Raw genomic sequence first — 19,455 nt, forward strand, 5'->3', positions numbered from 1 at the left:
GCCGTCGTCCGCGCCCCGGCCCGTAGCCCTGCTGCCAACTGCCGGACGGCACAGCAACGGCGAGATGATGCACTCGGCGCAGAGACCGTCAGCCGCCGTTGTCTGGTGGCGGGGTGACGAGCGCGCCGGTGATCGCAGCCTCCTGCCGCAGGAGGAGGTCCGGTATCTGCACGTTGTCGTCAACCTGACCTCATCCAGCCCGCCCATGTTCCTGACCACGGCTTCCGCATCGGCGAGGGCCCGTGAGCGCAACGCTCACCGAGGACGAAGCGCTGGTAGCTCCCACCGCGTGCACGGGGCAGCACACCAGCGCTACCAGCGAGAGCCGACCCACACCCTGACGTCGACCGGATACCGGATCCGGCCGACCCACGGTGGCCTCGGCATCCTCGGCGGACCGGCGGACGCGGACAGCGGAGCCGAGGTCACTCAAGCACCATGCAGCGGAGCCCTGGACCAAGGGTTCCTCTTGCGGCCGACACTCCCGTTGAGTGGATTCGTGCTGCTGCCGAAGGTTCTGCGGCCGGTTCGGTCGGTTTCCGCGCGGCTGCCGACGTTGCTCGACTGCCCATCGTCGAGCTGAACGGGTGGACGTTGATCGTCGATCCGCCGTTACCGTCCTACCCTGACCGACGGTCTCAGGGCCGTACGCCCGGTAGAGTACGGGTTTCGACTCCTGCCGGCGGATGTGGGCCGGTACCGCCGGTTCCTACCGTTTCCGTATGAGCGGACAGCGAAGTGTCAACCGGCTGCTGTGGGCCGGACTGGTGGTGGCCCTGGTGGGCCTCGTGTTCAACCTCGGCTGGTTCTTCGTTCCGCCGGACGTGTGGTTCGACGATCCCGGATTCGTCCCGATGCCCGAAGCGCTGCTGGGCTGGTGGGTGATCCTCATCGGGGTCGTGCTGATGGTGTGGAGCCTGCGCCGTGGGGCACGGCGTTGACCAGCCGCCGGACCGTCCTGGGCGGGTTGGCCGCGATCGGCGGGCTCGTGGTCGCGCCGGCCGCCGGGCTCGTCGGCTACCTCTACGCCGACTCGGGACGAAGCAACGTCGGGACGCTGTCGTTCCGCAACCGGCTGCGGATCCCGCCCGTGCTGGAGCCGACGATCGACGCCGATGGCCGCCGGCGTTTCCGGCTGGCACTCGGGGAGGGCCGCACCGAACTGCTGCCCGGCACCACCACCGCCACGTGGGGGGTCAACGGGCCGATCCTCGGGCCGACCCTACGCGTCCGGCGCGGCGACCGGGTGGCGATGGACGTCAGCAACCATCTGCCCGAGACCACCACGCTGCACTGGCACGGGATGCATCTACCGGCCGTGATGGACGGCGGCCCGCACCAGCCGATCCACCCCGGGCGTACGTGGCAGCCGTCCTGGACCGTGCAACAGCGGGCCGCCACGCTCTGGTATCACCCGCACCTGCACCACGCCACCGCAGCGCACGTCTACCGCGGCATCGGCGGACTCGTCATCGTCGACGACGGCGACGATGACGCGGCGTCGCTGCCGAACCACTACGGCGTGGACGACATCCCGTTGATCCTGCAGGACCGCAGAATCGACGACGATGGCACGTTGGACCTGTCGGATCTGGCGTTCGGTGGGCTCACGATCACGGGGCTGCTCGGCGACAAGATCCTCGTCAACGGGACCTACGACCCGTACGTCGAGGTGAGCACCACCCTGGTCAGGCTCCGACTGCTCAACGGCGCCAACGCCCGGATCTTCCACGTCGGTTTCACCGACGACCGGGATTTCTCCCTCGTCGCGACCGACGCGGGGGCACGCGGGACGCCCCTGAGCCTGAACCGGCTGATGCTCTCGCCCGGCGAGCGCGCCGAGATCGTGGTGGCGTTCCGGCCCGGCGAGGAAGTGGTCCTACGCGGCTTCCCGCCACCGCTCGGCGCGAACTTCGCCTACCAGCGGCTAGCCGGCGGCGGGGACACCCACGACCTGATCAAGATGATCGCCGCAGCGACCCTGCGGCCGTCCGCGCCCCTGCCCGCCCGGTTGGGCCGCGAGGTGCCGGTGCCGGTGCCGACGCGCCCGGAGCCGTTCCGGCTGGAGATGGGCGACTTTCTCCTCAATGACCGGACCATGGACGTCGCCCGCGTGGACCGAGTGGTGCGGACCGGCTCGGTGGAGTTGTGGCAGATCGTCAACGGGCAGTCGATCCCGCACAATTTCCATGTGCACGGCTCGGCATTCCACATTCTCGACATCGACGGGTCGGCGCCGCCGGAGTACCTGCGCGGGGACAAGGACACGGTGTACGTCCGGCCGGGCGCCACCGTACGGTTGGCCGTACGGTTCCTCGACCACTCCGACATCCGGTGGCCGTACATGTTCCACTGCCACCTCCTCGCGCACGAGGACGCCGGCATGATGGGACAATTCCTCACCGTGTCGCCGCAGGACGCGCCGCTCGTGCCGGCCGGTCCGGGCGCGGTCCACGACGGTCACGGGAATTGAGGTCGGATGGGCCCGGTCGACATCCTCCTCGCGGTGGTCAGTGCCGGCGTGATCACGGTCGCGACCGCGGTGGCCGCCGAGCCGTCGAGCGAGTCGTCCACCGCGGCGGCGTGCTCGCTCGGCATCGTCATGGGTGTTCTGCTGCTCGTGCGACGCGAACGGCCGGTGCTCGTGCTCGTGCTGTCTCTGATCGCCGTCATGGGTTACAACCTGACGGACTTCTCCGGTGTCTCGCCCATCTGGCCGCTGCTCGTGCCGTTGTACACGGTGGCCCGCTGCGGCCAGCCGCTCGTCGGGGCGGCGGTCGGTACCTCGACCCTGCTGGTCTCCACCGGCTGGGTGCTGCACGCCGGTGCGCCACCGCTCGAACTGCTCGACGGCGCGCTACGGGAGGCCGCGATGCTCGCCCTCGCCCTCGTCGCCGGCACCGCCGTGCGTACCCGGGAGTTGCTCACGCACGAGTTCGCGGCCCGGCTCGCCGCGGAGCGTGGCCAGCAGGAGCGCGAGTCGGCCCGGCGGCTGCTCGCCGAGCGGCTGCGCATCGCCCGGGAGTTGCACGATGTCACCGCCCACACCATCGCGGTCGTCGGCATCCAGGTGAACCTCGCGCGGGAACTGGTCGTCGACGACCCCGACGCCGCCCGCGCGATGCTCGACACCACCAGGCGGATCAATGCGGACGCGATCGGCGAGTTGGCAGCGGCTGTACGTCTGCTGCGCGAGCCGGACGCGCCGACGGACCCGGACCGGCATCCGTTGCCCGACGAGACCCAGATCGAGGACCTGCTCGGCCGGGTCGCCGACGCCGGCCTGCGGGTGGCGTTCGACAGCGTCGGCGAGGCGCGGCTCCTCCCTCCCGCTGTCGGGTTGACGCTGTACCGCATCGCGCAGGAGTCGCTGACCAACGTGCTGCGGCACGCGAACGCCACGTCGGTCGCGGTGACGCTGCGCTATGCCGCGGACGACGTCGGCCTCGAGATCGTCGATGACGGTACGTCCACGCCCGGCCCGATCGCCGCGGGGCACGGCCTAGCCGGGATGCGGGAGCGGGCGGCCAGCCTGGGCGGCGTCCTGGACGTCGGAGCGGTGGCCGGCGGCTGCCGCGTACGAGCATGGTTGCCGCTCCGTCCCGCCACCGCAGAGCGGGGACGGCCGGCCCGATGACCGTCCGAGTGCTCCTCGCTGATGATCAGCCACTCGTCCGGGCGGGTCTGCGTGGTCTGCTCGAACGCGACGGCGACATCGAGGTCGTCGCGGAGGCCGCCGATGGCGCCGAGGCGCTGCGGCTGACCCGGCTGACCCGGCCCGACGTGGCCATGCTCGACATCCGGATGCCGCATCCGGATGGTCTGGCCGTTACCCGGCAACTCACCACCGACCCGGCGACAGCCGAGGTGCGGATCATCGTCGTGACCACATTCGAGCTCGACGCGTACATCTTCGAGGCGCTCAAGGCCGGCGCGAGCGGCTTCCTGTCCAAGACCGTCAGCCGTGACGAGTTGTGCCGAGCGGTCCGGGTCGTTGCGGACGGTGAGGCCCTGCTCAGCCCGAGCGTCACCCGACGGGTCATCGCCGAGTTCAGCCGCCGCCCCGATCCGCCGCAAACCTCCCCCGAACGCCTCTCCGTCCTGACCGCCCGAGAACGTGAGGTGGTGACGATGATCGCGGCCGGGATGAACAACGCGGAGATCGGCCTGGCGCTGCGGATCAGTCCGTTGACGGCGAAGACCCACGTCAGCCGGATCCTCATCAAGCTGGCGGTCCGTGATCGGGCGCAACTGGTAGTGCTGGCGTACGAGACCGGTCTGGTTCGTCCGGGCGACGCCACCACCTCGTGAACAGCGGCCCTCGGGCGAACTGCTGCTCGTCGGCGGCCGCGGCACGTCACAGGCACACCGCGATCAGCGACCGTGGGGCCCCGTACCGGTCGGCCAGCATGCCGATCGGCACGGCGGTGAGCATCGCCCCCAGGCCGGTCAGGGTCATGCAGACCCACCGCGCGTTCGGAGAGGAGGCGGTCCGCGACAGCGCCCGCAGCATGCTGGCGCACCTGGCCCGCTCCGCCGCGCTGGTCGACGGGGTCCGCCCGGCCCGGTCGTTCGTCGCACCTCCTGAGCGGGAGAGAGGGACGTTCCTTCGCGTCAGCCCCGAGCTGCGGCGATGTCGTGCGGGGCGATGAACACCTTGTCGGCGGTGCCGGCGCGCTGCGCCGCCAGTGCCTCCGGCAGCTGGTGGAGGCCGTAGAAGGCCGGGCGCAACCGATCCAGGCCCAGAGTCGGCAACAACCGCACACGTCCTCGTCTACCGGTGGCGGGGTGAGTGAAAACGGTGTGGCGGTTGCGTCCACGGGAGCGGTGTACGACTTGCCCGTGTTGGGCGTGTTGCATAGATGAGAGATGGCCATCGCGTCGATCCTTCAAGACGACCAAGTCAGCGAAGGAGAAGAGGACGCGATGGCCGCATCTGAGAGTGCGAACCCTGTTGAGCTGCTGCGCGAGCAGATCGAGGGCGCGTCGCCTGATGTGTTGCAGGCGATGATCCGCACGTTCGCCCAGGCGGTGATGCCCGCCGAAGCCGACGCGAGCTGTGGTGCCAGCTATGGGCAGCGCAGCGACGAGCGGGTCAACTCCCGCAACGGATACCGGGTGCGGGAGTGGGACCCCGTGCCGGAACGATCGACCTGGCGGTGCCGAAACTGCGCACTGGTTCGTACTTTCCGGACCGACTGCTGACGCACCGCCGACGAACCGAACAAGCTCTCGTCTCGGTGGTGGCAACCTCCTATCTGCTCGGCGTCTCGACTCGTCGGGTGGAGAAACTGGTCGAGCAGCTCGGCGTCCGGCAGCTGTCCAAGCCGCAGGTGTCAGAGATGGCCGCGCACCTAAGTCACGGTGTGATTGCTTCCGGTGACACTGCGCTGCGAAGATTGGACCCATCGGCGGCAACCGCCGCAGGTTCGGTACCACACCAGTCCGGGAGAGTTGACGTCATGGTTCGTGGGTCTATCCGCGCTCTGCTGATCACCGCCGCCGTCTCCGCAGCGGGCCTGACCGTGGCCGCACCCGCGCAGGCCGCCCCCGCGCCACCGGCCCGGCAGATCAGCACCACCACCGCGCAGATCACGGTGACCAGCTTCTACGCCCTCTCCGACCGGGAGATCCAGGTGCACGGGACGGTGACCTGCACCCAGCCCACCGGCGCCGCCCACGTGCTCTCCACCGTGGTGCAGCTGATGCCGTTCCGGTTCGGCGCGGGCGAGGTGGACGTGCCCTGCGCGGCCGGGCCGGTCGCCTGGCAGGTCACCGTCGATGTCGCCGAGGGCTGGGACCCCTTCCGGGAGGTCACGGTGAACGGCCTGATGACCGACGACCACGGCGGCTCCGCGTCGACCTCCGTCGACGGTTGGGCGTAGCCGGTAACCGCCTCCCCGCACCCCGGACCCCGGGCCGGTTGACCGCTTCAGGTGCCAGCCGACGGCACCGGCGGTCCGCAGGCCCGGCGCAGGAATCGGTGGGACAGCTCAGCACCGGTCGGTGCCGGGTCGGCGTCGAGCGCGTGCAGGTCGGCGCGGGTGTCCATCAAGCTGAGCAGCGCCTCCCGTAGGTCAAGGGGCAGGCGACGGCCCACATCCACCGGCCACCCATCACGAGCAATGGGCGCGCGCCGCCGGGGCGAGCGGCACCGCAAAGGTCCCCCAGCACCACTCGCCCAGACCTCTGCACACTTGGCGTACCTGACTCTGCACCGGAACCCGTACGCCAACACCAGTCGAACCGCGCCGGCAACGCGGGCGGGACGGGGTGAACGGCCAGCACAGGGGTACAGCGGCCAGCCACCCCGGCACGACCTCGCCGCCAAGCAGATGAGCGGGCACGGCCGCGTGTTCAGCCTCGACCTGGCCGGCGGCCAGCCAGCGGCGGCCCTGCCGGCCGAGCTGCGGCTGGCCAAACGGGCGGCCAGCCTGGGTAGTGTGAGCACTCTCGTGGTGCACCCGCGCTCGATGTGGGCCGGGATCGTCGACGCCGACCAGCTCGCCGATGCTGGCATCGGCGAGGGTCTGGTCCGGGTCTCCACCGGCATCGAGGAGATCCCCGACCTCGTCGCCGACTTCACCCGCGCCTTGGACCTCGTCGCCGGCTGGCTCCGTCCGATCGTGCGCGCGAGTGCCTCGGGAGGGTCGCCCGCCCCCTGGCCACTGCGTCGCGACATCCAGACGCCCACCGGGGCGGGCGGCCAACGCGGGATCTGATTGCGACATCGGCGCGAGCGCATCTGGACAGCGCTCCTGTACGCGATCGCTCGACATCAGGGTGCAGGTCAGCTGCCGTCGGCGCCCCGGGCGCAAGGATGCCGTCACCGAGATCCAGCGATCGCCGGTCGTGGGTCCGGCCGCCGAAAGTCGCAGCTCTATCGGGTCGTCACCTGCAGGGCGTCCCGCGCGCTGCGCGGTTGACGGCCGAGCAGTTCGCCGAGCAGCGGGTCGACGCCCGCGAAGAAGCCGCCCTGCGTGGCCTGGTAGAAGCCCAGCAGGAAGCGTGACATGTGCTCCGGTTGTCCGGCGGCGAGTTGCGCGGCGATCCAGTCCTGCTCATCCATTTGTTGGTAGCGGATGGTTCGTCCTGACAGTTCGGATGCGACCCGGGCGAGTTCGGCGAAGGTCGGAGCCTCGGGCGCGGTGATGGTTGTCGGGCCGTCGTACGCGCCGTCAGAGGCGAGGATCACGGCGGCTGCCTCGGCGGCGTCCTCGCGAGCCGTCCAGGAAACCGGTCCGTCGCCGGGCACGGCGATCACACCCGTTTCGCGCCAGGGGCCGGCGAGCCATTGGAGACTGTGGGCGTAGAACCCGTTGCGTAACGAGGTCCAGGGGACCCCGGAGGCGGCCAGGAGTTGCTCGGTGGCGAAGTGGTCTCGTCCGGGGGCGAACGGGTTGTCGGGTGCGGCGGCCTGGTGGCTGGTGTAGAGGATCCGTTTCACACCAGCGGTGAGCGCGGCATCGATTGCTGCACGGTGCAGGCTGGTCGCGTCCGCGGCCGGGTCGTTGGAGGAGACGAGCAGCAGTTGGTCGGCGCCGGCGAACGCGGCCGGCAGCCGATCGGGGTCGGCGTAGTCGCCGCGTCGGACCTCGACGCCACGCTGCGCGAAGCGTTCGGCCTTCGCGGTGTCGCGTACGGCGACCGCGACCTCGCTCGCGGGCAGACGTTCGAGTAGTTGGTCGACGGTCGCGCCGTTGAGGGCTCCGGTCGCTCCGGTCACGATTATCACTGGTTCATCCTTCATGTGATCAGCGGAAACGCGTTCACCATAACGGCGCTAATCGCTGACAGCAAGTCCCTGTTATCGTTGGTTCGTGAGTGACATGGTCAAGAGTCGGGCAGACACCCGGGCTGCGATCGTCCACGCTGCCGCGTGGCTGTTGCGCGAGAGCGGACCCGGCGCTGTGACGACGCGCGGCGTCGCCGAGCGGGCCGGCGTCCAAGCCCCGACCATCTACCGCCTGTTCGGCGACAAAGATGGTCTGCTCGATGCGGTGGCCGAGCATGTCATGGCCACGTTCGTCTCGGACAAGGCCGCGCGCGTGGCGGCGGCCACGGCGGCGGACGTCGACCCGCTCGATGATCTGCGCGCCAGTTGGCGCAAACAGATCGAGTTCGGTCTCGCCAACCCGGCCGTCTTCCGCCTGCTGAGCGACCCGGAACGCGTGCTCGGTTCACCGGCAGCCCGCACGGGTCGACAGATTCTGGAGACACGCATCCATCGGCTGGCGACGGCCGGGCGACTCCGGGTCCCCGAGCCGCATGCAGTGGACCTCATCCATGCCGCGGGCATCGGGACTATTCAGACACTGCTGGCAACGCCGCAGGAGCGGCGGGATCCCCGCCTGGGCGACGCGATGATGGAGGCCGTCCTGGGCCGCATCCTGGCCGACCCCCCGCCCGAGGCGCCGGACGGAGCCATCGCAACGGCCGTCGCCCTACGGGCTCTCGCACCACAGCTGCGGGTGCTCAGCGACTCCGAGCGACAACTGTTGGTCGAGTGGCTCGACCGCATTACCGAGACACCTGCACGGGCGGCCCAAGTCGCCGAGACACCAGGGAGTGCCAACCGATGATCCCGAGGCGTTACCGGATCTGCCGCGGGTCGGGCTCGGGCCGGCCGATGACCATGCAGTCACCGGCCCGGGCTCCATGGTGCAGTGAACTACGAGACTGGACGGGCCACCCACGTTGACCCGAGCAACGTCGAGACACCCGATGACTTCGCCCGCTTCCTCTTGGCTGCGATAGCTGACTTCCGGTCGACAGGAGAGGCCGGGTGGGAGAACGGCACCCTGGATCGATTCCTCGACGGGTTGTCGGCGTTTCGCCGACGCCCGCGTCGCCGATGCGCCGAAGCTTGATCAAGAGCAAGCCTCCCGGCGCGTGTTTGCCGAGATCGTTGGGCCGCAACCGGATACGAATAGCCCGCGCTCATCTAGCCTTGGTCAGGGCGTCGATCTTGCCGCTGGCCTACTCGTAGCCGATCTGCGGACGCCTTAACTGATCGCCCGCATGGGTTCCCTCCCGGAGTGTGTCCGCTTCAACAGGTGGTGAAACCAAGACGCGATCGCGGCCGGTTCGATCAATCAGGTGTCCATGAGCTCTGCCGGGAAAATGTCTTCCGCGGTCAGCAACCGATCGGACAAACCCTGATCGTGGTGATAGCGCAGGAAGGTGTCCACGGCGTGACGGTTCTTGGCAACCCCATAATCCCATCGACCGTCACCGACGAGTTGGCCGTTCGGGTCGATGAGTTGCGCGAACCGCGGGTGGACTCCAGCGTCCGCACCCTCGGCATGATACGTGTCGATCGCAGTGCTCTTGGCGGCCTCGAACGCGGTGAACAGGGCACGGGCCAAGCCGGGGTCGGCATCGATGAGGTCACGCTTGACCACGACGAGGTGCATGATGGGGAAAATCCCGGTCCGGGAGTAGTAGTCCGCTTCGCGCTTTTCGTAGTCCGGGAACAGTCGGCGCACATTGGTAGCGGCGGTGCCGAGACCGGCGGGCGGCAGGGCTGAGATCAACGCGCTGATGTCGCCGGACTCGAGCATCGGGCCGAGCGTCTGCCCCTCGGGAACCGCCTCCACGGACACCCCGGGCCCGTGCCGGACGGTCAGGAAGTCCATGGGGGCCATCGGATGGGTGACGCCACCGACGATCCAGCGGATCTGTTGCACGCTCAGGCCGTATTCGTCGGCGAAAATACCTTTGGGCCAGACGCCCATGTCGTGACCGAAGGTGGCGAACTCGCCGACGGTCTTGCCTGCGAGATCAGCCGGTGTCTCGATGCCGGCGTTGACGTTGATGTAGGTGGTCGAATGCTGCAGCCTGCGAACCAGGAAGACCGGTAGAGCGTAGAACGGTGGGTTGTCGGCGCTCATGGTGCGCGCGAGAAACGTAAAACCCAGTTCCGCGACATCGAAGGCCCGGTCCCGCACGACCTGCTCGAACAGGCGCGAGATGTCGGTGCCGGTCTGCGTCTGCAGGGTGTACCCGTCTGCGGTCACGGTGCCGTCGAGCAGTGCGGCGGTCACGTCGTACGAGTTGCAGCTCAAGGTAAGAGGACGGTCGATCGGCATGAGCATCCTTGGTTCACTCGGGTGATCTATCGGCAACAGGGCTCTACCGTGGGCGCGGCATGGTGGCCTGACTGAGCCGCCACGCCACCTAACTGCACTGCTGGTTCAAGGCACAGCGGAGGGGGTCACCAGGACGGAACTGCGTGAGGACTTCATGGACAGTGCGCGGCTCACGGGTTGAGCAGCGTCGACAGCAGCGGGTCGACACCGGCGAACAGGCACTGCTGAGCGGCTTGGTAGATCCCCACCTCGACGCCGAGGTCGGCGAAGCGCCGGGCCTCAGCTTCGTCGCGCACAGCGACCACGATGTCCGAGGCGGGCACGCGCTGCAGAAGATGATCGGTGGTGGCTCCACTGAGAGCGCCGGTCGCGCCGGTAGTGACGATCAAATCCAGTCCTTACGTTATCATTGGAAGCGCATCCACAGTAACACTGGATAATCGGTGGAAGCAACTCGTCGTTACCCTTGATATAGAGTTGCTGATGTGGAGACGTCGCGGATGCTTGCGGGCGTTCCGAACGGGTCGCGCCGAACCTGTCCGGCTACCAGGCGTGGGTCGCGGCCTGATCTTTCGCCACCCACGAGGAGGGGCTTCGATGATCCATGTGGGGCAGTCGCTGCAGAACGGCGGTGACCCGGACGTCGCGCTGATGGCTCGGGCGATCGAGGAGGCCGGGCTCGACGGGGTGTGGTGCGGGGACCATCTCGCCTTCCCGGGACAGTGGCTCGACAGCCCCACGCTGCTCGGTGCGGCCGCCGCGGTCACCGAGCGTGTGACGGTCGGCTGGTCGGTGATGCTGCCGGCTCTGCGTCCCCCGGCGTGGGCGGCCAAGCAGGTCGCGTCGGTGCAGCGGATCTCGAACGGCCGGCTCCAGCTCGGTGTGGGCCTGGGCCGGCCGGGTCCCGAGTGGCAGATTGCCGGGACGACCCAGACCGGACGGGCCGCGCGGACTGATGCGTTCCTGGCGGCGCTGCCCGATCTGCTCGCGGGGCGCCCAGCTGATCCCTCCCTCGACGGCACGCTGGCCGGGACGACCCTCGACCCGGCGGTGCCCATGCCTCCGTTGTGGATCGGCGGCCGGTCCGATGCCGCGCTGCGGCGCACAGTGCGCTTCGGGGCCGGATGGCTGGCGAGTCCACTCCCACCGGACCGACTCGCGGCGAGGGCCCGCGAGCTCGCTGCGCTGGCCGGCCCCGACCAGGCGCCACCGCGGGTGGCGGCGGGTGTCTTCGCCGCACCCGGGTTGGACGCCGCCGAAAGCGCCGAACGCCTGCACGGCCTGTTCGGGCTCGACGCCGAGAGCGCCGCCGCCCTTGCCCTCGGTGGATCGCCCGAGCAGCTTGCGGAAGGCCTCGCGCGCTATCGGGACGCCGGGGCCGACACGCTCGTCGTCATCCCGTTCGGTACTGACCCGTTCGAAGCGGCAGGGTTGCTCGGACAGGCCCGCGCCCTACTCGGATGACCGATGCCCAGCGCACGGCCCGATCGACCGGCTGCTCAACCCGTGACACTGACCGTCAGCCTTTCGAGCCGCTGGGTTCTGAACGGACCCACGCCAGGGGCATCACCTCTGGCCTGCCACAACGGTCGTGCAGACCTGCGGCGATAGCGTGACCGACGAGCTGTGCCAGCGACCGGAGTCGCTCCTTCCGGTGAGCCTGCGGCGTTTCGGCTATCCCAGGTCGCACGCGTGTCGATGACCGTGCCGCACTACCGTGCCGCAACGTGCCCGGGGTAAGCCAGTGCGGCAGGAATCAGCTCGAGACCCGGCCCAGTGCGGTGAGCTCACCGTCGGTGAGTTCGAGCGACACCGACTCGAGCAGATCCGGCAACTGTTCCGGGGAGCTTGCGCTCGCGATCGGCGCGGCGACCGCCGGCTGCACGCGCAACCAGGCCAGTGCGACGCTGGTGACCGAGACGCCTTTTGCGGCAGCGACTTCGTCGAGAACGGCAAGCACTCGTTCGCCGCGCGCGTCCAGATATTCCAGCGCTCGCGCGGCGCGTGACGGGTCGCTCGACCGCTGGTCCTTCGAGCGGTACTTGCCGGTGAGGAATCCCTGTGCCAGACCGGAATGCGGCAGGGTGGCGAGGTTTTCGCGAGCGACCAGGGGTGCCAGTTCCTTCTCGTAGTCGCGTCTCATGAGATTGTAATGCGGTTGCACGGCAACGTATCGGGCGAGTCCTTCGCGGTCCGAAACGGATAGTGCAGAGGCGAGCCGGTTGGATTTGAAGTTCGACGCCGCGATGTACCGTACCTTGCCCGCGCGGACGAGCCTGTCGAACGCGGCGAGTGCTTCCTCTTGCGGGGTGTCGAGATCGTCCCGGTGTGCGTAGTAGAGATCGATGTGGTCAGTTTGCAGGCGGCGCAGGGACTCCTCGACGGCCACGGCGATGTTCGCCGCCGACAGACCCGGCCGCTGGTCCCCGGCGCCGACCTTGGTTGCGATCACCATGTCGTCCCGCCGGCCGCGTGCGGTGAGCCACTTGCCGATGATCGTCTCCGAGCCGCCGCCACCGCCGTATGCGTTCGCCGTGTCCAAGAAGTTGCCGCCGCCGGCGGCGTAGGCGTCGAGTACGGCGAACGACGTGGATTCGTTCGCCGTGCGCCCGAAGACGGCACCGCCGAGGTTGAGTCCGAAGACGTTCAGGTCCGTGGTGCCGAGCTTCGTCATGCTTTCCAACGTAACCCAGCCGTGACCGAAGGAAGCCCGGGGCAAAGCGTTGGCCACGGCCAGGACCGCCTGTACAACGCCGTGATCAACTACTGCCAGGCCCGCCTCGGCTCCAGGACGCGATGACCGCCGCCGAGGGAGCCATGTACCACCCAACGCCACATCTATCGGAAGCTCGGGATAGGGACGCGCCGCCAGCTCCGTGAACTCCAGCTTTGGAAGAGACGGCTGTCCCCGCCACTGGGAATCGGTGGCGGGGCGTCGAGGGTTCAGTGTTGTCAGCGGCGGTGCCGGTCGCAGTCTCGTTCAGCCGCGGTCTTCAGGTCTCGGAGCCAAGCCTCGAGACCCGCTCCGAGAGCGGCGGTGGCGAACTCGGCGTCCGCTTCGACCTGGGGGCCGCGCCAGGTTTCCTCGGTACGTACGAGAACCCGGCCCCCGATCTCGGTGAAGGTCCAGACGTGGTCTCCCTCGTCGATCAGCAGTCCTTCGCCCACCGCTGGGCCGCTCCACCGCAGGCACTTCTGCCGCTGAAGCTGGTGGACGGTGGAGGTGACCACGAGAGTGGTGGCGGGACTGAGCGGCGTCTCCGGCACCGGAGTCGTCCACCGGAACGACGAGCCGGGGCGAAGCGGACCGGAGTCGAGACGCCTGCTGGTCAGGACCGCCGGTTGCCAGGACGGCCACCGTTCCACATCGGTCTGCAGCTTCCAGACAGTCCGAAGCGGTGCGTCGATGACGACCTCGGACCGGTAGCGGATCTTCGCCTTCGGGTCGACGCTCTGTCCCGCGCACCGCAGTGGTCCGGAGTCGGCGCCGCTGCCCTGAGCGGAGGCGTGCGCCGGCGTGGCCAGGAACCCCAGAACGCCGGTCAGGGCGACCGAGGCCACCAGCATGCGTTTGATGCCCCACCCAGGAGCCGGACGGATGATGCTCACAATTTCCCTCTCATTGGTCTTCATCGCGATGAAGGCTTGTCGCTATCCGGCGACGTCGGCCTCAGCGGTGTCCTTCAGCCGTTGCAGCCAGGTGCCCAGGCTCTCGTCCAACGCGGCCTGGACGGAGTGCGGATCGGCGTCGACCGGCGGGCCCGCGAAGGACTCCTCCGTGGACACGAGCAGTCCGCCGTCGCCGGGAGCAAGGTTCCAGACGTGGACGCCCAGGATGCCGTCCGGTCCGTTGGCGTGCCCGGACCAGGCCAAGCGCTCGTACGGCCGTACCTCGTCGATGGTCGAAACAATGTCCAGCCCGGACACGGACCACCGGAACACCGAGCCTGGCCCGATAGGGCCCGAGGCCTCCACGCGCGCGTACGAAAGCTCCGGCAGCCACGTCGTCCACGCGTCGATGTCGGTGAGAAGGAGCCATACGGTCTCAGCCGACGCGTGCACCGTGACGCTGTGGCGACTGATGACCGGCGCCGTCTCGTCGATCCGCAAACCACCGGTCACCGCGCCGGTGACGTGCCCGTTCTCCATCACGCTACCCCTCGTCGTTGAGCGGCGGCCGGCTGGCCGCCACCGTGTCGCGGGGCTGACCCCGCCCACCAGAGACGATCTTGCCAACGCGCATGCCTCGCCCGCATCGGCAAGAATTGCCTACTCGTCGTGGCCGCTCTCCACTTGCTTCAGATGTCGTCGTGCGCCAGTGACGAGGACAGTTCCCGGTGGGCCTCGGCCTGTTCGAGCAGGGTCTTGGCCTTCTGCTCCAGGGTGCTCACCGCGTCGGCGCCGGCGGGCCAGCGTAGCGGTGGTTGCGCGGAGCTCATCAGCTGAGTCAGGGCGGCGGCGAGTTTGGCCGGGTCACCGCCCTGCCGGCCGCTCATGCCGCTGAACGCGGTGGCGATTCGCCGGCTGCGTTCGCGGTAGTCGTCGATGCTCGGCTCGGCGAAGCTGGCCGATTCCGGCGAAAGGGCTTCGGTGCGGAAGAAACCCGGTTCGACGAGCATCGTGCGGATGCCGTACGGCGTGACCTCGGGAGTCAGCGACTCCATCCAGCCTTCCAGGGCGAACTTCGTCGTCGCATAGGCGGAGCAGAACTCCATCCCGGCGATGCCGACGCTCGAGGAATTCGTCACGATCAGCCCGGAGCGCTGGGCGCGCATGACGGGCAGGACCGCGCGGGTGACGTTGAGTGGACCGAAAAGGTTCGTTTCGAGCTGGGCGCGGAAGTCGTCGGCAGTGGTCTCCTCGAAGAACCCGGCGTACATGATGCCGGCGTTGTTGACCAGGATGTCGATGCGACCGAACCGATCGACGGCTGCCTGAACCGCGGACCGGGCACTGACGGGGTCTGTCACGTCGAGCGTGACCACCAGCAGGTCCTCGGCGGCCCCCAATGCCTGCTCGACCTTTCGCGGGTTACGACCGGTCGCGACCACCGCGTACCCGGCTGCCAGGGCCGCCCTCGCGATGTCCGCACCCATGCCCCGGCCGGCGCCGGTGACGAGGAGAACTTTCTTGTGAGCCATGTCGCTCCGTTTCGATGAGAAGACCGCGCCCAGACAACCGCCGCGCCCATCGGTGGAGAAGATGCTGTCGAAAGGGGTGCTGACAGCCCCCCTTTCGCCTCACCGTTTGCGCCTACCGTGGAACGGGTGGACCACCGTGACGAGGCAAGAGCCTTCCTCAGCTCTCGACGCGCCAAGATCAGCCCGGAAGAGGCCGGTCTGACCGTTTTCCATCGCAACCGGCGCGTGCCGGGCCTGCGCCGCAGCGAGGTCGCCGATCTGGCCGGTGTCAGTGTCGAGTACTACATCCAGCTCGAACGCGGCAACCTCGCCGGTGTCTCCGACAGCGTGCTCGATGCGATCGCCCGGGCCCTGCGTCTCGACGAGGCCGAACACCAGCACCTCACCGACCTGGCCCGCACCATCGGACGGGCAGCCCGCCCCCGGCGCAGGCCGCCCGCCGCACAGGTCCGGCCCAGCGTTATCCGGGTACTCGAGTCGATGACTGACATGCCCGCATTCGTCGGCAACGGGCGCGGCGACATCCTCACCGCCAATCCGCTTGCCGAGGCGCTCTACGCGCCGATGTTCGACGATCCCGTACGGCCGGTGAATCACGCCCGGTTCGTGTTCCTGAACGCTAGCTCCCGTAGCTTCTGGCGCGACTGGAATGTGGTCGCCGACGATGCGGTGGCAATGCTGCGCGCGGAGGCCGGTCGTAATCCGTTCGACAGGCCCCTGACCGATCTGGTCGGTGAACTCAGCACCCGCAGCGAGGACTTCCGCACGCTATGGGCCGCACACGACGTACGGCTGCACCGTACCGGCGTCAAGAAGTTCCATCATCCCGTGGTAGGCGACCTCGACCTGCACATCGAAATGGTGCAGCTGATCGCCGACCCCGGCCTGAACATGGCAATGCTCACCGCCCCGCCCGGCTCGGCCGGCGATGACGCCCTGCGTCTGCTGGCCAGTTGGACGGCCACCCGCCACGCTGACGCGCGCACGACACCCCCGCCGGTATGAACCCGTCGATGCGACGGCTACCGGTACGGTGGGCGGCGGATCTGGTGTCAGGTAACGGGTTCGGGTAGCGCGGTAAGGCGTTCGAAGACTCGGATGAGGTCGTTGGTCCAGGGCCAGCCGCAGCGATGCGCAGGGTGGTGGTGCGGGCGGTGCGGGTGAGTCTCGCGGCGACGTGCGGTAGCCGGTAGCGCAGCTTCTTGGGTTCGGCGGACGCGAGTGGCCCGTCAGCAGCAGGTGCTGGGTCCAGCAGAGCAGGTCGACGCCGGTCAGGGCGAGCTCCAGCCACGCTTGGTTGACGGCGTACTGCCGGGACGGAAACCGGCCGAAGCCGGTGAGGCACCTTCGCACCCCGGCCACCCTTGCTGAAGGCGCGAGGTCAGCAGATCTTTCATTCTGGAGGCAGCGTGGCACCCTCGGCATCGCCGTCGGTGCGCGCATGTTGGTCGTAGGCCGTCGTCATACCGGCGGGCGTGAGATCGGGCGAGGCCACGCCCACTTCGGCGGGGTCGTGTTCTACCGGGGCTGGCCGCTGATCCGCGTCGACTACGGCGCGGTAGGGGCGGAAGAAGTCGCGCAGTTCCTGCGCGTACAGCTCGGGCTCCTCGAACGGGGCGAAGTGGCCGCCCCGTGGCAGCTTGGCGACCCGCACGACGTTCGCGAACCGCTCGAGCCAGCGGCGCGGCGCGTGCAGCGTGTCACCAGGGAACAGCGCGAAACCGGACGGCACCTCGACCCGGCGCGCGTGCTGCTCGATCGGGATGGCGGCGTTGGCCGCGTACATGCGCATCGACGAGCCGATGGTCCCGGTCAGCCAGTAGCGGGTGAGCAGCCCGCAGATCTCGTCCCGGGTGAAGCTGCGCTCGACGTCGCCGCCGCAGTCGCTCCACGAGCACAGCTTCTCGACGATCCAGGCGGCCAGGCCGGCCGGCGAGTCGGTCAGCCCGACGGCCGCGGTCTGCGGTTTGGTGCGGTGCAGATCGGCGTACGCGCCCTCGGCGGCCTTCCACGCGGCTGCAGTGTCCAGGTACGCGCGTTCCTCATGCGTGTAGTCCGCCCCGACGTCGACCGGGAGGCTGGCCTCCATCCGGTGTACGGCCACCACCCGTTCGGCGTGGTCGAGGGCGAGGTAGCGGCTGACCGCGCTCCCGATGTCGCCGCCGGCCACCCCGAACGCCGGGTAGCCGGCCACGGTCATCAGCTCGGCGAACAGCCCGGCCACCGCGACGGCGTCCAGCGGCGCGCCGGCCGGGCAGTCCGAGTGCCCGAACCCCGGCATGTCCGGCACGACCACGTCGAACGCGTCGGCCGGGTCGCCACCGTGCGCTCCGGGATCGGTCAGCAGCGGCAGCACCTTCTCGTAGCGCCAGGAAGAGTCCGGCCAGCCGTGGCAGAGGATCAGCGGCAAGGCGGGCCTACCCGGCGCGACGGCCCGGGCATGCAGGAACACGATGCCCAGCCCGTGGATGGAGGACCGGAAGCGCGGCAACCGGGCCAGCGCCTCGTCCTGGGCAGGCCAGTCGAACTCCTCGGCCCAGTATCCGACGAGCTCCCGCAGGTAGCTGAGATCGACCCCCATCGACCAGCCGGCGTCCTCGGGTGCGTCCGGCCAGCGGGTCGCGCGCAAACGGGCCTGCAGGTCGGCCAGGTCGGCCGCGCTGGCGTGCATCCGAAACGGCTCAAGCATGATCGAGCTCTACCCGTGCCGTCCGAGATCATGCCCGGACCGGCCGTAGCCGCCCATAGACCACTCAAGATGAGTGCGGGCTCGCGGTAAGCCGGTGTCATCGACGATGACCACGTCGTGGTGATCGCTGGCTCGATCTATGCCGCAGACGACTCTCAAGTCTGGTTCACATCCCGTCTCGACGATCGTTTTCGTCGGCGATGGTCGTGGTCCGCCACCGCTTCGGTGCCCGGCCGCACCGACCGGCACCACACCGGCAGCATCGCCGCCCTCGACGACGGCCGACGCGGCATCGGACACACCACCGCGACCACCGCCGCCGTCATCCTCGCTCGCCGACAACACACACTCCCCCATCCTGACCGCCCTACGCTCATGGCTACACCAATGGGAACAAGCCGGCCGGCCCCACGCCGACTGGTTCCACCCCCGCCTCGTTCCCCACAACGACGAAGACCTCCCCGGCTGGGACCTACGAGTCACCACCGACACCAGCCAGTGACTCACCGGACCCGTGACCAGCAGATGGTCGAATGGGCGCTGCCCGAACTCCTGCCGCCGCAACTGGCCCAACAACGCCTCGCCGCGCAGGTTGCCGCTCTGCCCGCTGAGAAGCCGCCAGCGGCCGACCTCGCGCCGTGCGGCCAGGCCGCTCACCCAGCGCTGAAGCCCGCAGACCTGTAAGCAACAGCGTGAGACCGTAACGGGCTGATGGCCGATGTGCGGCGTGGTCAGCACTCACAGGAATTGCCAGTGAGGTTGGCTCGGCGCGTTAGGGTGCCGGGTGATCCCGACTACCGCAGGGCCGGTACTCGGACGGCGATACAGGAGAAGTCGATGGCCGCCGACCTTCGCAACACCAGGCTCTTCAAGGAGCGGCTCGCCCATCTGGAGGAGGAGACGAACCGGCTCGGGTGGTCTTCGCGCCGGCCGAAGCAGCAGACCTCCTGGCGGAGCGCGTCGCCTTCACCGCCGCCCAACTCGGCGTCACTGAACGCACCGCGCGACAGAGTCACACCACCCCGCACCACATCTCGCTGCTGGCGACGGTTCTCGGCGAGCACGCCGCCACCTACCGGGACGTGATGGCCGAAGCCGAGCCGGTCACCATCACCGTGCCAGAGGCGGGACGGGTGATTGCCGCACTCGGCATGGTGTGCCAACTGGCTACCGATCAGATCGAGGAGGATCCCGCCGACGCCGCCGGTCTCCTCACCGACGCCGCCGACGCGATCGTCGGCATCGGCGCGGAGATCAGGACCAGCACACGCGAGGAGCCGGTGACCATCAACGGAAGAGCGCTGGTGTACTCGCGTGCGGTGCTCACGCGCGCCATCGGGCGACTCACGACGGGCAGTTGGGAGTCCCCGTGCGGGGAGACGCACCGGCCCGGCGGGAGGCCCTGCACTCTGGTGCAAGGACTCACGGCCGACCTCCATGTCGTCGGCGGCTGGCTGGCCGTACCCGACGAACGGACCGGCGACCAAAGGTAGCCCCTGAACGGGGACGCCTCCCGGCGGGCGGCCTGTCCTGC

At 69.0% G+C, this 19,455-nt stretch carries 20 protein-coding genes and 2 pseudogenes; 11 read left to right on the forward strand and 11 right to left on the reverse strand.

Going from position 1 to position 19,455, the window contains the following annotated elements:
• Positions 1-722: 722 nt before the first annotated feature.
• The 4 genes from ACQP1S_RS21025 to ACQP1S_RS21040 are packed head-to-tail and all read left to right on the forward strand — an operon-like array spanning position 723 to position 4,311.
• Complete coding sequence (locus ACQP1S_RS21025; protein ID WP_432898186.1) at positions 723-941, forward strand: hypothetical protein; 219 nt, start codon at positions 723-725, stop codon at positions 939-941.
• Positions 911-2,473, forward strand: a complete 1,563-nt coding sequence (locus ACQP1S_RS21030) for a multicopper oxidase family protein (RefSeq protein WP_432898189.1) — start codon at positions 911-913, stop codon at positions 2,471-2,473. Before ACQP1S_RS21025 ends, ACQP1S_RS21030 begins: the two co-directional genes overlap by 31 nt.
• 6 nt (positions 2,474-2,479) lie before the next feature.
• Positions 2,480-3,637, forward strand: coding sequence for a sensor histidine kinase (locus ACQP1S_RS21035; protein ID WP_432898192.1), 1,158 nt, complete (start codon positions 2,480-2,482; stop codon positions 3,635-3,637).
• Positions 3,634-4,311: a response regulator transcription factor gene (locus ACQP1S_RS21040; protein WP_432898195.1), complete on the forward strand. Its 678-nt coding sequence runs from the start codon at positions 3,634-3,636 to the stop codon at positions 4,309-4,311. Before ACQP1S_RS21035 ends, ACQP1S_RS21040 begins: the two co-directional genes overlap by 4 nt.
• Before the next feature lie 303 nt (positions 4,312-4,614).
• On the opposite strand, the gene ACQP1S_RS21045 is transcribed toward ACQP1S_RS21040, so the two are convergent.
• A complete protein-coding gene (locus ACQP1S_RS21045) occupies positions 4,615-4,758 on the reverse strand; it encodes a hypothetical protein (protein ID WP_432898198.1) in 144 nt (47 codons plus the stop codon).
• A 168-nt stretch (positions 4,759-4,926) separates the two neighbouring features.
• Between ACQP1S_RS21045 and ACQP1S_RS21050 the strand changes: the two are divergent.
• Together ACQP1S_RS21050 and ACQP1S_RS21055 are read left to right on the forward strand one after the other, a co-directional pair.
• Positions 4,927-5,375, forward strand: a pseudogene (locus ACQP1S_RS21050) (transposase); the annotation flags it as partial.
• A gap of 87 nt (positions 5,376-5,462) precedes the next feature.
• On the forward strand, positions 5,463-5,885 hold the full coding sequence (locus tag ACQP1S_RS21055; RefSeq protein ID WP_432908508.1) for a hypothetical protein: 423 nt from the start codon (positions 5,463-5,465) through the stop codon (positions 5,883-5,885).
• Between the two features lie 47 nt (positions 5,886-5,932).
• Here the strand turns inward: ACQP1S_RS21055 and ACQP1S_RS21060 are convergent, their stop codons facing one another.
• Positions 5,933-6,106, reverse strand: a complete 174-nt coding sequence (locus ACQP1S_RS21060; RefSeq protein ID WP_432898201.1) for a hypothetical protein — start codon at positions 6,104-6,106, stop codon at positions 5,933-5,935.
• 229 nt (positions 6,107-6,335) lie between these two features.
• On the opposite strand from ACQP1S_RS21060, the gene ACQP1S_RS21065 reads away from it, so the two are divergent.
• Positions 6,336-6,722: a PLP-dependent transferase gene (locus ACQP1S_RS21065; protein ID WP_432898204.1), complete on the forward strand. Its 387-nt coding sequence runs from the start codon at positions 6,336-6,338 to the stop codon at positions 6,720-6,722.
• A gap of 158 nt (positions 6,723-6,880) precedes the next feature.
• Here the strand turns inward: ACQP1S_RS21065 and ACQP1S_RS21070 are convergent, their stop codons facing one another.
• Positions 6,881-7,750, reverse strand: coding sequence for an SDR family oxidoreductase (locus ACQP1S_RS21070; RefSeq protein WP_432898207.1), 870 nt, complete (start codon positions 7,748-7,750; stop codon positions 6,881-6,883).
• 79 nt (positions 7,751-7,829) lie between these two features.
• On the opposite strand from ACQP1S_RS21070, the gene ACQP1S_RS21075 reads away from it, so the two are divergent.
• Positions 7,830-8,582 (forward strand): TetR/AcrR family transcriptional regulator, encoded by a 753-nt coding sequence (locus tag ACQP1S_RS21075; protein WP_432908175.1) that lies wholly within the window; start codon positions 7,830-7,832, stop codon positions 8,580-8,582.
• A 513-nt stretch (positions 8,583-9,095) separates the two neighbouring features.
• Here ACQP1S_RS21075 and ACQP1S_RS21080 read toward each other — a convergent pair.
• The gene (locus ACQP1S_RS21080) at positions 9,096-10,091 is read right to left on the reverse strand and encodes a hypothetical protein (RefSeq protein ID WP_432898210.1); all 996 of its coding nucleotides are present in this window, start codon (positions 10,089-10,091) and stop codon (positions 9,096-9,098) included.
• Positions 10,092-10,261: 170 nt separating this feature from the next.
• The gene (locus ACQP1S_RS21085) at positions 10,262-10,480 is read right to left on the reverse strand and encodes a hypothetical protein (RefSeq protein ID WP_432898213.1); all 219 of its coding nucleotides are present in this window, start codon (positions 10,478-10,480) and stop codon (positions 10,262-10,264) included.
• A 208-nt stretch (positions 10,481-10,688) separates the two neighbouring features.
• On the opposite strand from ACQP1S_RS21085, the gene ACQP1S_RS21090 reads away from it, so the two are divergent.
• Positions 10,689-11,555 carry an LLM class flavin-dependent oxidoreductase gene (locus ACQP1S_RS21090; RefSeq protein WP_432898215.1) on the forward strand — a complete coding sequence of 289 codons (867 nt, stop codon included), beginning with the start codon at positions 10,689-10,691 and terminating at the stop codon, positions 11,553-11,555.
• Between the two features lie 292 nt (positions 11,556-11,847).
• On the opposite strand, the gene ACQP1S_RS21095 is transcribed toward ACQP1S_RS21090, so the two are convergent.
• The 4 genes from ACQP1S_RS21095 to ACQP1S_RS21110 form a co-directional block, all read right to left on the reverse strand.
• Complete coding sequence (locus ACQP1S_RS21095; RefSeq protein ID WP_432898218.1) at positions 11,848-12,765, reverse strand: aldo/keto reductase; 918 nt, start codon at positions 12,763-12,765, stop codon at positions 11,848-11,850.
• Between the two features lie 278 nt (positions 12,766-13,043).
• A complete protein-coding gene (locus tag ACQP1S_RS21100) occupies positions 13,044-13,700 on the reverse strand; it encodes an SRPBCC family protein (protein ID WP_432898221.1) in 657 nt (218 codons plus the stop codon).
• A 42-nt stretch (positions 13,701-13,742) separates the two neighbouring features.
• On the reverse strand, positions 13,743-14,240 hold the full coding sequence (locus ACQP1S_RS21105; protein WP_432898224.1) for an SRPBCC family protein: 498 nt from the start codon (positions 14,238-14,240) through the stop codon (positions 13,743-13,745).
• 149 nt (positions 14,241-14,389) lie between these two features.
• On the reverse strand, positions 14,390-15,232 hold the full coding sequence (locus ACQP1S_RS21110) for an SDR family oxidoreductase (RefSeq protein ID WP_432898227.1): 843 nt from the start codon (positions 15,230-15,232) through the stop codon (positions 14,390-14,392).
• Positions 15,233-15,358: 126 nt separating this feature from the next.
• On the opposite strand from ACQP1S_RS21110, the gene ACQP1S_RS21115 reads away from it, so the two are divergent.
• The gene (locus tag ACQP1S_RS21115) at positions 15,359-16,237 is read left to right on the forward strand and encodes a helix-turn-helix domain-containing protein (protein ID WP_432898230.1); all 879 of its coding nucleotides are present in this window, start codon (positions 15,359-15,361) and stop codon (positions 16,235-16,237) included.
• A gap of 47 nt (positions 16,238-16,284) precedes the next feature.
• On the opposite strand, the pseudogene ACQP1S_RS21120 reads toward ACQP1S_RS21115, so the two are convergent.
• Both ACQP1S_RS21120 and ACQP1S_RS21125 read right to left on the reverse strand, forming a co-directional pair.
• Positions 16,285-16,600: pseudogene (locus ACQP1S_RS21120) on the reverse strand (transposase); the annotation flags it as partial.
• A 25-nt stretch (positions 16,601-16,625) separates the two neighbouring features.
• Positions 16,626-17,921 (reverse strand): epoxide hydrolase family protein, encoded by a 1,296-nt coding sequence (locus ACQP1S_RS21125; protein WP_432898233.1) that lies wholly within the window; start codon positions 17,919-17,921, stop codon positions 16,626-16,628.
• Between the two features lie 914 nt (positions 17,922-18,835).
• Here ACQP1S_RS21125 and ACQP1S_RS21130 point away from each other — a divergent pair.
• Positions 18,836-19,414, forward strand: coding sequence for a hypothetical protein (locus ACQP1S_RS21130; RefSeq protein ID WP_432898236.1), 579 nt, complete (start codon positions 18,836-18,838; stop codon positions 19,412-19,414).
• The last annotated feature ends 41 nt before the right edge of the window (positions 19,415-19,455 follow it).

The sequence above is a fragment of the Micromonospora matsumotoense genome (assembly GCF_050951065.1).
In the GTDB taxonomy this organism is placed as follows: domain Bacteria; phylum Actinomycetota; class Actinomycetes; order Mycobacteriales; family Micromonosporaceae; genus Micromonospora; species Micromonospora matsumotoensis.

Coding starts and splice junctions, on each gene's coding strand:
- ACQP1S_RS21025 (WP_432898186.1), top strand. CDS start 723: ATGAGCGGACAGCGAAGTGTCAACCGGCTGCTGTGGGCCGGACTGGTG.
- ACQP1S_RS21035 (WP_432898192.1), top strand. CDS start 2,480: ATGGGCCCGGTCGACATCCTCCTCGCGGTGGTCAGTGCCGGCGTGATC.
- ACQP1S_RS21040 (WP_432898195.1), top strand. CDS start 3,634: ATGACCGTCCGAGTGCTCCTCGCTGATGATCAGCCACTCGTCCGGGCG.
- ACQP1S_RS21055 (WP_432908508.1), top strand. CDS start 5,463: ATGGTTCGTGGGTCTATCCGCGCTCTGCTGATCACCGCCGCCGTCTCC.
- ACQP1S_RS21065 (WP_432898204.1), top strand. CDS start 6,336: ATGAGCGGGCACGGCCGCGTGTTCAGCCTCGACCTGGCCGGCGGCCAG.
- ACQP1S_RS21070 (WP_432898207.1), bottom strand. CDS start 7,750: ATGAAGGATGAACCAGTGATAATCGTGACCGGAGCGACCGGAGCCCTC.
- ACQP1S_RS21075 (WP_432908175.1), top strand. CDS start 7,830: ATGGTCAAGAGTCGGGCAGACACCCGGGCTGCGATCGTCCACGCTGCC.
- ACQP1S_RS21080 (WP_432898210.1), bottom strand. CDS start 10,091: ATGCCGATCGACCGTCCTCTTACCTTGAGCTGCAACTCGTACGACGTG.
- ACQP1S_RS21090 (WP_432898215.1), top strand. CDS start 10,689: ATGATCCATGTGGGGCAGTCGCTGCAGAACGGCGGTGACCCGGACGTC.
- ACQP1S_RS21095 (WP_432898218.1), bottom strand. CDS start 12,765: ATGACGAAGCTCGGCACCACGGACCTGAACGTCTTCGGACTCAACCTC.
- ACQP1S_RS21105 (WP_432898224.1), bottom strand. CDS start 14,240: ATGGAGAACGGGCACGTCACCGGCGCGGTGACCGGTGGTTTGCGGATC.
- ACQP1S_RS21110 (WP_432898227.1), bottom strand. CDS start 15,232: ATGGCTCACAAGAAAGTTCTCCTCGTCACCGGCGCCGGCCGGGGCATG.
- ACQP1S_RS21125 (WP_432898233.1), bottom strand. CDS start 17,921: ATGCTTGAGCCGTTTCGGATGCACGCCAGCGCGGCCGACCTGGCCGAC.